General features: G+C 42.7%; 6 protein-coding genes. All 6 read left to right on the top strand.

The genetic code is table 11. The features are described 5' to 3' along the window. Positions 1–3: 3 nt before the first annotated feature. The 6 genes from BO26_RS04055 to recD are packed head-to-tail and all read left to right on the top strand — an operon-like array spanning position 4 to position 12,568. The gene (locus tag BO26_RS04055) at positions 4–471 is read left to right on the top strand and encodes a YgdB family protein (RefSeq protein ID WP_036769036.1); all 468 of its coding nucleotides are present in this window, start codon (positions 4–6) and stop codon (positions 469–471) included. Beyond that, complete coding sequence (locus tag BO26_RS04050; RefSeq protein ID WP_036769035.1) at positions 468–854, top strand: prepilin-type N-terminal cleavage/methylation domain-containing protein; 387 nt, start codon at positions 468–470, stop codon at positions 852–854. Before BO26_RS04055 ends, BO26_RS04050 begins: the two co-directional genes overlap by 4 nt. Beyond that, positions 832–4,203: an exodeoxyribonuclease V subunit gamma gene (gene recC / locus BO26_RS04045; RefSeq protein ID WP_036769034.1), complete on the top strand. Its 3,372-nt coding sequence runs from the start codon at positions 832–834 to the stop codon at positions 4,201–4,203. The genes BO26_RS04050 and recC overlap by 23 nt, the downstream gene beginning before the upstream one ends. A 15-nt stretch (positions 4,204–4,218) precedes the next feature. Continuing rightward, positions 4,219–7,107, top strand: a complete 2,889-nt coding sequence (gene ptrA, locus BO26_RS04040) for a pitrilysin (protein ID WP_036769033.1) — start codon at positions 4,219–4,221, stop codon at positions 7,105–7,107. Then, complete coding sequence (recB, locus tag BO26_RS04035) at positions 7,104–10,712, top strand: exodeoxyribonuclease V subunit beta (protein ID WP_036769032.1); 3,609 nt, start codon at positions 7,104–7,106, stop codon at positions 10,710–10,712. Before ptrA ends, recB begins: the two co-directional genes overlap by 4 nt. Then, a complete protein-coding gene (recD, locus tag BO26_RS04030) occupies positions 10,712–12,568 on the top strand; it encodes an exodeoxyribonuclease V subunit alpha (RefSeq protein ID WP_036769030.1) in 1,857 nt (618 codons plus the stop codon). The genes recB and recD overlap by 1 nt, the downstream gene beginning before the upstream one ends. Positions 12,569–12,602: the final 34 nt, after the last annotated feature.

The following is a 12,602-nucleotide window of genomic DNA, read 5'->3' as shown; positions in this document are numbered from 1 at the left end:
ACCATGGCTGAGCAGTCTCCGAATATCTGTCTTCAATTTCAGCAAGGTAATGTATTGCTGATTTCAGTACTAATGTTGTTGGCTGTGAGTCTTATGATGCTGAAAGCTTTGCACTATCATCTGGATAACGCATTAATCATGATGGTTGATGAACGCAGATATTTAAATGCTTTTCAGCAAGCAGAATCTTCATTAGCATGGGGAATGGCTCAGTCATGGCCACTTCATAGTGATAAAACAGAAGAGTGGTATTGTCAGCAACAGAGTGAGTTCTATCTGACAAGCTGTTTGAAAAGGCTATCGAGCAATTTTTTTCTGCTGAAAGGTGTGGCAGATGTGGCATCTGGGCAATCTGTTGGATTATATCAATGGATGAAATTACTCTCTTATGGCGGAAGTGATTCTCTTGTTCCGGTAGAAAGTGGTTGGTTGGATTTTTGTCCCGAAGTAGATATAGGGTTTTGTTCATGAAATCGGCTCCTTTTCATGAACATCAGTCAGGAATGAGTTTACCCGAAGTTATGGTTGCCGTTATGGTCTTTTCTGTCTCTTTATTAGGACTAATACGTTATCATCAGGCGTTATTATTTGGGTTTCAGCAACATTGGCAACAATCAAAGGCAGACAAATTATCTTATGAATACCTGGAACAATATGAATTAATTGCAGGTCAAAGTTCTTTACCCGAAATAACACCGCCACTGGGATGGCATGCTGAATTTCAGACGACTTATCAGTCATCCGGTTGCTATCAGCTTACAGTTACAGTAACAACACCTTATAATCAGCAAAGCAAATCAAGCCGATGGATTTGTTCAAACGGGAGTCCTGATGTTCAAGGTTTATCATTCTAATCAGTTAGATCTTCTTAAAGAATTGATAGCAATATTTATCGGGGATAATCCGCTGCCTGATCCGTTTGAACAGGAAGTTATTTTGGTACAAAGCCCAGGAATGTCACAGTGGCTGCAAATCCAACTAGCTGAGAGAATAGGCATATCAGCTAATATTTCGTTCCCGCTTCCGGCTACTTTTATCTGGGATATGTTTACTAAAGTATTGCCTGATATTCCTAAAGAAAGTGCTTTCAGTAAAGATGCTATGACATGGAAATTGATGGCATTATTGCCGCAATTATTGCCAGAAGCAGAATTTGTCGCACTCAGGCATTACCTTGATCAAGACTTTGATAAACGGAAGATTCATCAATTGGCTGGACGGGTTGCTGACTTGTTTGACCAATATCTTGTTTATCGCCCGCAATGGTTGGAAAGTTGGCAGCAAGGGCAGCTTATTGATGGTTTGAGTGATAATCAGTTGTGGCAAAAAAGATTGTGGCTGGAACTGACGGAATATACTCACCAGTTGCAACAACCGCAATGGCATCGTGCTAACTTATATCAGCGTTTTATTTCAACACTGGAAAACAGTGCTGACTTTTCAGCTTGTTTACCAAAACGGGTATTTATCTGTGGTATTTCGGCTTTACCGCCTGTTTATTTACAGGCTTTACAGGCATTGGGACGGCATATTGATATTCATTTGATGTTTACTAATCCATGTAAATATTATTGGGGAGATATTCAGAATTATACTTTTTTGGCAAAAATGAGTAGCCGTAAGCCACGTCACTATAAGAGCGAGCAAGAGCTAGAGTATTTTAAAGATCCTGGAAATGCTCAATCATTGTTTAATGATGAAGGTGAACAGGATGTCAGTAATCCTCTGTTAGCGTCATGGGGGAGATTAGGTCGTGATAATCTTTATTTATTGTCGCAACTTGAGCAAAGTTCAGATGTCCACGCTTTTGTTGAATTAGAACCCGATAATGTATTACATCAGTTGCAAAGGGATCTCCTTTATCTGGAAGATCATGCTCAAATTGGTTCAACGAAGGAAACATTTGAAAATAGCCTGAAAAAACGGCTGCTTAATCCGTTAGATCGTTCTTTATCTTTCCATATTTGCCATAGTCCTCAGCGCGAAGTGGAAGTTTTACAGGATCAGCTTCTAAGATTACTGGAAGATAATCCATCACTGACGCCAAGAGATATTATTGTGATGGTTGCGGATATTGATAGTTACACCCCTTATGTTCAGGCGGTGTTTGGTAATGCCTCTGCTGAACGCTATATTCCATTTGCCATTTCTGATCGTAAGGCTCGTCAGGCACATTCAATTTTACAGGTATTTATTACACTGCTTGATTTACCTCAAAGTCGTTTTACCACTGAACAGGTTTTAGCATTGCTGGAAGTTCCGGCGTTGGCAAATAAATTTGGAATTCATGAAGATGGATTGCGTTTATTAAGGCGTTGGGTTGATGAATCAGGTATTCGCTGGGGATTGGATGACGATAACGTGGAAGAGTTATCCTTGCCTGTAACAGGTCAGCATACATGGCGTTTTGGGCTGACCAGAATGTTATTGGGTTATGCAATGGATAGTCGGTCAGGCCCTTGGAAAGATGTGTTGCCTTACGATGAATCTAGTGGTTTAGCTGCGGAGCTTGCGGGTCAATTGGCTGAGTTTTTAATGCAACTGAGCTATTGGCGCAAAATTCTTAGTGGGAGTCAGACATTAGAGGATTGGTTACCTGTCTGCCAACAGTTGCTGGAAGCATTTTTTGCATCAGGCAGTGAAACTGAATTAGTTTTGGCAATGATAGAACAGCAGTGGCAGAAAGTCATAGGTAATGGATTGAATGCCCGCTATCAGGAAAGCGTGCCATTGGTTTTGTTAAGGGATGAATTGGCGCTCCGATTTGATAATGAAAAAATCAGTCAACGTTTTCTCGCTGGATCTGTCAACTTTTGTACTCTGATGCCGATGCGTTCTATCCCCTTTAAGGCTGTTTGTCTATTGGGGATGAATGATGGTATTTATCCCCGTTCAATTCCACCGCTTGGGTTTGACTTGATGGCAGAAAAAAGCCAAAGGGGAGACAGAAAACGGCGGGATGATGACCGCTATTTATTCCTTGAAGCTCTGATATCTGCCGAACAATTCCTCTATATCAGTTACATTGGTAAATCCATTCGTGATGATACGGAATGTAATCCTTCAGTACTAGTTAATGAATTACTGGATTATGTTTGCCAAAGTTTCTGTTTACCTGGAAATGAGAAATTAAATGTTGATGAAAGTGCTGCTAATGTAAGAAAACATCTGTTGTGTCTCCATACTCGTGTTCCATTTGCGCCAGGAAATTTTATACCGGGCAGTTATCAGCAAAGTTATGCAGCAGAATGGCTGCCGGCAGCATCTGAACAAGGTGCTGCGCATTCCGAATTTTGTCAGTCTATTGAAGCGGAACAAATTCAGGAGATTACGCTTGATGATTTGAGTCGCTTTTATCGCCATCCTGTTAGGTTTTTTTTCCAACGTTGTTTGAAAGTAAACTTTGTCATTGAAGAAACGGAATTGCCAGAGGAAGAACCTTTCGTTTTGGATAACCTTCAACGTTATCAATTTAATCAGTTATTGCTGAACACGCTGATTGAGCAGCAATCACCTGAACTGCTTTTCAATCGCCTTCGTGCTGCTGGGGGATTACCTTTTGGCGCTTTTGGTGAGGTTTATTGGTTGAAGCAGCAGAAAGAGATGCAACCTTTGGCGGATAAGATTCGTGAACAACAAATGGAAGCTTTGTCTGTCGATTTACATCATGATTTAGGGAAGATCATTCTGACAGGCCGAATTAATAAGGTGCAGCCGGATGGCTTGTTACGGTGGCGTCCAGCCAGTCTGACAGCAAATGATGGCATGCAATTATGGATTGAACATCTGGCTTACTGTCTTGCTGGTGGTCAGGGTGAAAGCCGTAGTTATGGGCGTGACGGCAGCGAATGGCGTTTTGTTCCTGTAGCTTCAGAACAAGCGAAAGATTATCTGAATCAATTGGTTGAAGGTTATCAACGAGGAATATCGGTGCCTTTACCGCTGTTTTGTAAAAGTGGTTGGATGTGGCTTTCTGCATGTATGAATAAAGAAACGGGTGAAATTGATGACAGTGATGAGATTCAGTTAAAAGCTGAAGGTCAGTTACTGAAAACATGGTTTGGGGATCAAGGACGCAAAGGTGAAGGTGATGATCCTTATATTCAGAGAGCTTTCAGACAAGTTGATAAATTATTTTTGGCAAAAGTTAAACAGGAAGCGCTCAGTTATTTGTTACCGATAGCGCGATATCAGAATACATAGGGAGAATATCGGATAATGCATAAATATTTTGTCCGCATGATTACTGTGATGTTTCTGCTTGTTTGGGGAACAGTAAGCTATGCGAAAACACAACAGTGGCAGCCACTGCAAGAAACAATTTATAAAAGCGACAATGATCATCGTCAGTATCAGGGAATAAAATTGGCGAACAATATGACGGTTTTGCTGGTGTCTGATGAAAAGGCAACAAAATCTCTGGCAGCGGTAGCGATTCCTGTTGGTAGTATGGAAAACCCTGACAGCCAGTTAGGGCTTGCTCATTATCTGGAACATATGGTTCTGATGGGATCTCAGCGTTATCCACAGTCCGGTAGTTTATCTGAATTTTTGCAAAAGCACGGCGGTAGTTATAATGCCAGCACTGCCTCTTATCGCACGGCTTTTTACCTTGAAGTGGAAAATGAAGCGTTAGCTAATGCTACAGATCGTCTGGCTGATGCATTGGCAGAACCTTTGCTTGACCCAGTCAATGCAGATCGGGAACGAAATGCCGTTAATGCAGAGCTGACAATGGCGCGTTCCCGTGATGGGATGCGAGTTGCCCAAATACGATCAGAAACCTTGAATCCTGTGCATCCAAATGCGCGCTTTTCAGGTGGTAATCTGGAAACACTGAAAGATAAACCAGGGAGTAAATTACAAACAGAGCTGGTGGATTTCTATCAACGCTATTACTCAGCCAATCTGATGAAAGGTGTCATTTACGGCAATCAGCCTATCGATAAACTGACTCAGATAGCTGTTGATACTTTTGGTCGGATACCTGACAGAAAAGCCAGTGTGCCTGCTATTACAGTTCCAGCAGTAACAGAAAAAGAGAAAGGGATCATCATTCATTATGTTCCTGCTCAGCCGCAAAAAGCATTGCAATTGGAGTTCAGTATTGACAATAACAGTGCTGATTTCCGCAGTAAAACGGATGAATATCTCGGTTATATGATAGGTAATCGTAGTCTGAATACATTATCAGACTGGTTGCAAACTCAGGGGCTGGTAGAAAGTATCAGTGCCGGAGCTGAACCGATGGTTGACCGTAACAAAGGTATATTTTTTATTTATGTTACCTTGACAGACAAAGGGCTTGAACAGCGGGATCAGGTTGTTGCGGCCATTTTTGCTTATATTAATTTGTTAAAACAGAAAGGCATCCAGAAAAGTTATTTTGATGAAATCGCAAAGGTTTTGAACCTGTCTTTCCGATATGGCTCCATTGTTCGTAATATGAATTATATCGAATGGTTATCGGATGCTATGCTGAGGGTTCCTGTTTCCAATGTACTCAATGCTGGTTACTTGGCTGATGACTATAACCCAAAAGCGATCGCCAGCCGACTTGATGAATTGACCCCCGAAAATGCACGTATTTGGTATATCAGTCCAAAAGAACCGCATAATAAACAAGCTTATTTTGTTCAGGCACCTTATCAGGTTGATCGGATCACATCACAGCAACGAGTGAAATGGCAGCAGTTAGGGGAACAGATGAACTTTTCTCTGCCTGTACCAAATCCTTATATTCCCGATGATTTGCAGTTAATAAAGGCAAATAAAAGTCAGAAACATCCAACGATGATTCTTGAACAGCAGAATGTTCGCTTGCTCTATATGCCAAGCCAATATTTTGCTGATGAACCAAAAGCCAGCATTGCTCTTGATTTACACAACGCCGAAAGTTTCAATAGTGCCCGTAAGCAGGTAACTTTCTCTTTACTTGATTATCTGGCTCGGCTTTCCCTTGATCAACTTGGTTATCAAGCTTCTGTTGCAGGCATGAATATTTCTACTGGTTCAGCGGACGGGCTGCAATTAGGAGTAAGTGGTTACACTCAGAATCTTCCAGAACTTCTAACCTCTCTAATTAATGATTACATGGCGTTTATGCCAACTGAGAATCAACTGGAGCAAGCTAAATCTTGGTATCGTGAACAGATAGAGGTTTCTAATAACGCTAAAGCTTATGATATGGCAATGCAGCCGCTGAAACGTCTTTCTGTGGTGCCTTACACTGAACAGTCTGTTCGTTTGAAAGAATTAGAGACTATCACCGTTCAGGATATTGTTGAGTATCGCCATAAATTAATAAAAAATTCTGCTTTACAGATGATGATAATTGGAAATTTGACTGAACAGCAGAGCAAAATAATTGCTGAATCTGCCCATAATCAATTGGCGAACCAGGGAAATCGTTGGTGGGGGGGCGATAAGGTAGTGATTGATAAAAATTACCGGGTTAATTTTCAGCGTGTTGGTAGCAGTACTGATGGTGCCCTGGCAGAAATTTATATTCCGACGGGTTATAACCGTATAGAAAGCTATGTTTATTCGAGCTTGCTAAGCAATATGCTCAAGCCATGGTTCTATGAGCAATTGAGAACAGCAGAACAGCTGGGATATGCGGTGTTTGCTTTCAATATCAGTGTTGGGGAGCAGTGGGGGATGGGTTTTCTACTACAAAGTAATAGCAAGCAACCAAAATATTTGAATCAGCGCTATCGGGATTTCTACCAAAAGGCGAGTAGTAAACTGGAAACCATGTCCCAAACTGATTTTGAGCAGTACAAGAATGCATTGATTAATGCACGTCAGCAACCGCCACAAACATTCTATGGCGAAGTTGCTCGTTTCTCTGGTGATTTCAGCCGTAATAACTTTAGTTTTGACAGTAGAGATAAAATGCTGGAGATACTGAAGAAAACTACACAGAAACAACTGATTAATTTTTATCGTGACGCGGTAATCAAGCATCAGGGGCTGTCATTTATTTCACAAGTGATTGGTAAATCAGGGAACTCAGATGGATATGCAAAACTGAAAGGCTGGAAAACTTATCATGATGTTACTGAATTTCAGAAACAGTTACCTGTTGAGGCAAGAAGTCAGTGAGTACAGAGATATCTGTCCACAAGCTTAATGCATTAACTTTGCCGCTGAATGGTCAGCGGCTGATTGAAGCCTCTGCCGGGACGGGTAAAACTTACACTATTGGTATTTTATATCTACGTCTTCTACTTGGGTTGGGGAAAAATGCTGCTTTTCCTCGCCCCTTAAGCGTGGAAGAAATTTTGGTAGTGACATTTACTGAGGCGGCAACAGATGAGCTACGTGGGCGTATCCGTGAAAACATCCATACACTTCGCCTTGATTGTATTCGAAACGAAGTAGAAGGTACTGAGTCTGTCTATCAGCAGCTATTGGATGAAATCGAGGATAAAGAGCAGGCCGCTATCTGGTTGCTGACCGCAGAGCGACAGATGGATGAGGCTGCGATTTATACCATTCATGGCTTTTGTCAAAGAATGCTGGCACATAATGCTTTTGAATCCGGGATCTTATTTGAACAAACATTGATTCAGGATGAACATCCATTAGAGAGGCAGGGCTGTGCCGATTTCTGGCGGCGCCATTGTTATCCGTTGCCGTTATCAATGGCTCAGGTTATCAGTCAGGATTGGAGTGGCCCGAAAGTACTATTAGCCGAATTACATCCTTATTTGCAAGGGGATATGCCATATATCGTTGATGCACCAGGCAGTGATGAAACGCTGTTAAGCCGTCATGAGAAGATTACACAGTTGATCTGTGGAGTTAAATGTCAATGGAATGAAGTCGCTGGAGAGTTGCATGATTTAATTGCGGGTTCTGGTGTAGATAAAAGAAGTTACAGTAGTAAGCACTTACCAAACTGGTTGAACAGAGTGACTGATTGGGCTAAAGAGCCTACGGAGGATTATCAGTTGCCAAAAGAGTTGGAGAAATTCCGGCAGTCAGTATTAGTAGAAAAGACAAAAAAAGGTGATGCACCAGAGCACTCACTTTTTGTTGCGATAGATAATTTGTATCAGCAACCACTGACCTTACGTGATTTGATTATCTCTAAAGCTATTATCGAGGTTCGCCAGTCAATTCGTCAGGAAAAATTAATGCGTGGTCAGATGGGGTTTGGTGATTTATTAACCCGCCTTGATGATGCTTTGAAAGGCCCTGGTAGTGATTTGCTTGCTCAGACTATCCGTCAGCGCTATCCAGTTGCGTTGATTGATGAATTTCAGGATACCGACCCACAGCAATATCGAATTTTCCACACCATCTATGGCGATCAGCCTGAAAATGGATTGTTATTTATCGGTGATCCTAAACAGGCTATTTATGCATTTCGTGGCGCCGATATTTTCACTTATATTCGCGCTCGTTCTCAGGTAAGTGCTCACTATACTCTGGAGACAAACTGGCGTTCTGCTGAGTCAATGGTACAGGCAGTAAATAAGTTGTTTATGCGTTCAGAAAATCCCTTCTTGTTTGAACAAATTCCCTTTATTGAGGTTGCTGCAGCGGAGAAAAACTGCGGGCTTGTTTTTAGCTATGATGCGAAGGAACAAGCCGCATTGAATTTCTGGTTACAGCCAGGAGAAGGCGTTTCTGCCGGAGATTATGAGCAAACGATGTCACGATTCTGTGCGGCACAAATTCGTGATTGGTTGCAAGCTGGTAGTGAAGGGCGTGCTCTGTTACATAAAGATGAGAAGGTTCGTCCTGTTACGGCTGCTGATATCACGGTTCTGGTTCGTAGTAGAAAAGAAGCCATACTGATCCGTGATGCACTTAATCTGTTATCTATTCCTTCTGTGTTTCTTTCTAACCGGGAGAGTGTATTTGATACCGCAGAAGCAAAGGATATTCTTTGGTTACTGCAAGCTGTGTTGTCACCAGAAAAAGAACGGATTTTGAGAAGTGCGCTCGCTAGTGGTTTATTTGGTTTGACTGCCCGGCAGATAGACAAATTGAATCATGATGAAAAGGCGTGGGATCAGCTCGTTGAGGAGTTTGATGGCTATTTCCGTTTGTGGCAGCGTCGTGGGGTGCTGCCTATGTTACGGGCAGTAATGACAAACCATCATCTTGCTGAGAATTTACTTGCCAGTTATGCCGGTGAACGGCGTTTAATGGATGTGATGCATATTGGTGAACTATTGCAAGAGATATCGTTACAACTCGATAGTGAACATGCAGTCACTCGTTGGTTGGCTCAGCAAATATCTCATCCTGATCCACAAGCAGAAAACCAGCAGATGCGGCTGGAAAGTGATCGTCATTTGGTACAAATCTGTACTATCCATAAATCTAAAGGTCTGGAGTACCCGCTGGTATGGTTGCCATTTGCCTGTAATTTCAGGATGCAGAAACAGGCGATATATCATGATCGTACAAGCCTCGATGCTTGTCTTGATATTTTCCCTGATGAAGCAACCATCAAATTGGCAGAGCAAGAACGATTGGCAGAAGATTTGCGTTTGCTTTATGTCGCATTGACGCGTTCGGTTTACCATTGCAGCGTCGGCGTGGCTCCACTGATAAAAGGTAATAAGAAAAAGGTTGGGGATACTGATCTGCATCAGTGCGCTCTGGGTTACCTTTTGCAAAATGGTGCTAAAGGTGATGCTGATTTTTTATCCACATGCCTTAAAGAGTTAAGTGGAGATGGAATCGCTGTATCATCAATCAATGATATGAGTGATCATCCTTGGGAGTTACAAAGCCAACATGATTTGGGGCTGTCGGCAAAGCAGTTTAAGCGCAGTATTCAGGATGACTGGCGTATCACCAGTTATTCTGGTTTACAAAACGCCGTTGTTCATCGCGGTACTGCTTCCTCTTATTTTGCTGGCGAGGAACCTATTGATGTGATTGTTCAATCTATTTCACCAAAGTTGGATGTTGACGCTAATGGTGAAAAGCAAATAGCAGAACAACATGAAATGACGCCACATACGTTTCCACGGGGAGCTTCTGCCGGTACTTTTTTGCACTCGATATTGGAAGGACTCAACTTCAGCCAATTACCTGATGAAAAATGGCTGGCTGAACGACTGAAATCAGCGGGGTTTGATGAACATTGGAGTGAGATATTACAGTGGTGGATGGTAGATATTTTTACAACTCCTTTGAATAATGAAGGTATGCGGCTTTCAGAAATATCGCCTCATCACCAACAGGATGAAATGCAGTTTTATTTGCCTGTTGAACAACTTTTGCGATCTCAGGAGCTAGATGCGGTAATGCGTCGCTATGACCCCGTTTCTGCCCGTTGTCCCCAACTGGAGTTTCAGCAAGTGAAAGGGATGCTGAAAGGGTTTATCGATTTAGTCTTCTGCTGGCAAAATCGGTTCTATGTATTGGATTACAAATCAAACTGGTTGGGAAATGGTAGCCAGGCGTATACCCATGAAGCGATGGAAACCGCTATGATTGAGCATCGCTATGATCTGCAATATCAGCTTTATACACTAGCACTGCATCGTTACTTGCGTCATCGGCTGGTCAGTTATGATTACCAGCAACATTTTGGCGGAGTGATTTATTTGTTCCTGAGAGGAATTGATAAGCAACAACCGGGAAATGGTATTTTCAGTTGTCGGCCATCAGCCGAGTTTGTTAATGCTTTGGATCTGCTGTTCAGTGGTAATGAACAACCTGAGAAAGAGAAAAATTGATGATTTCGTTATTACAACAGGCAGTAGATCTCAGGCTCCTGCGTTCGTTGGATTTACAGTTCGCTCATGCATTGATTGGGGATGAAAATCCTGCTCTGTTGTTGGTAATGGCACTATTAAGTGCTGAAGCTGGTGCTGGGCATGTTTGCCTACCTGTTAGCCGAATAATGCCTGAGTATTTTTTTGATGGGCGGCAGCGTGAGTTTGCAGAACAGTTATGGCAGGTTGCAGGGAAACCTGATGAGCAGATCTTGCGCGAAGCATTGGAGGATTGTACTGCTGTTAGTGATGGTTTTCAGCCAACGCCTGTTGTTCTTTCGCATAACCGACTTTATTTACAAAGGATGTGGCAAAGTGAGTGCCAGGTTGCCGCTTTTTTTTCTGCCAGTCATCAATCAACTGATAATATTCAAGAAAAGTCATTGAGAGCTATTCTTGACGAATTATTTACGTCATCTGATGAAACAATGGATTGGCAGAAGGTGGCTGCTGCAGTAGCGGTAACTAGCAGGGTTTCGGTTATCTCTGGTGGGCCGGGAACAGGGAAAACAACAACCGTTGCTAAGTTATTGGCGGCCTTAATCAAACTTAATCCTGACAAAAATCTGGTGATCCGACTGGCTGCTCCGACGGGAAAGGCTGCTGCCAGATTGACAGAATCTCTAAACAGTGCGGTCAGAAAGCTTTCTCTGACGGAGAAACAGTTTGAATCTATGCCAGATCAGGCCCAGACAATTCACCGCTTATTAGGGGCTCAGCCGGATAGTCAGCAGTTACGTTATGACCGAGATAACCCATTGAGTTTGGATGTATTGGTGATAGATGAAGCTTCAATGGTGGATTTGCCCATGATGGCTAGATTGGTTGATGCGTTACCGTCATATGCAAAAATTGTTTTGCTTGGTGATCGTGATCAATTGGCGTCAGTGGAGGCAGGGGCTGTATTGGGAGATGTATGCCGTTTTGTTGAGATGGGATATAGCGCTGTGAGGGCGGAGCAGCTAAGCCGATTAACTGGATGCCAGTTAACAGCGGGCGAGCAGGAGAATATCCCGGAAGTTCGTGATCGTTTGTGCCTTTTGCGCAGAAGTTATCGTTTTGATGTCGATTCAGGGATAGGTCAACTTGCTGCGGCAGTTAATCAGGGAAAGAGTCGGCAAGCTCTCTCTATCCTGCAACAGCCATTAAATGATATCTGTTTTTACCCATTATTTGACGATGAAGATTATCAGCGGTTACTGACTGAAACGGTATTAAGTTATCGCGCTTATTTGCAACTAGTAGCAAAGCAAGCACCTGTCAAAGAAATTTTGGATGAATTTAACCGCTATCGCCTGTTGTGTGCACTTAGAGAAGGGCCATTTGGTGTTAGTGGACTCAATGAACGTATAGAACAGTTATTACATCGTCAGGGGCTTATTCGTCGTCCTATGGGGATTTTCAGTCGTGGTTATGCAGGCCGACCAATTATGATCTCCCGTAATGACAGCACACTTGGCCTGTTTAATGGTGATATCGGTATTATGCTCAGGGATGAAAATAATGAACTACGTGCTTATTTTCAACTACCTGATGGACAGATTAAAGGTATTCAACCAAGTCGTTTGCCACAGCATGAAACAGCGTATGTGATGACCGTACACAAATCGCAGGGATCAGAGTTTGAACATACGGCTCTGGTACTGCCAACGCAGTTTGCACCAGTTGTTAGCCGAGAACTGGTCTATACAGCGATGACCAGGGCTAGAAAGAAGCTAACGCTTTATACACATGATGCGGTATTGCGTCAGGCCATTCAAACTCCAACTCAAAGGCGTAGCGGGTTGGCTGAACGTCTTAGCCGGCAGGTGGATTAGCAAGAAACATCTTAAATGCAGGTTGTCAGGGGCC

Origin of the sequence: Photorhabdus australis DSM 17609 (assembly GCF_000711895.1) — a bacterium.
GTDB lineage: Bacteria > Pseudomonadota > Gammaproteobacteria > Enterobacterales > Enterobacteriaceae > Photorhabdus > Photorhabdus australis.
The sequence above is the reverse complement of the archived record's forward strand: the minus strand, read 5'-3'. Positions and strand labels throughout refer to the sequence as shown.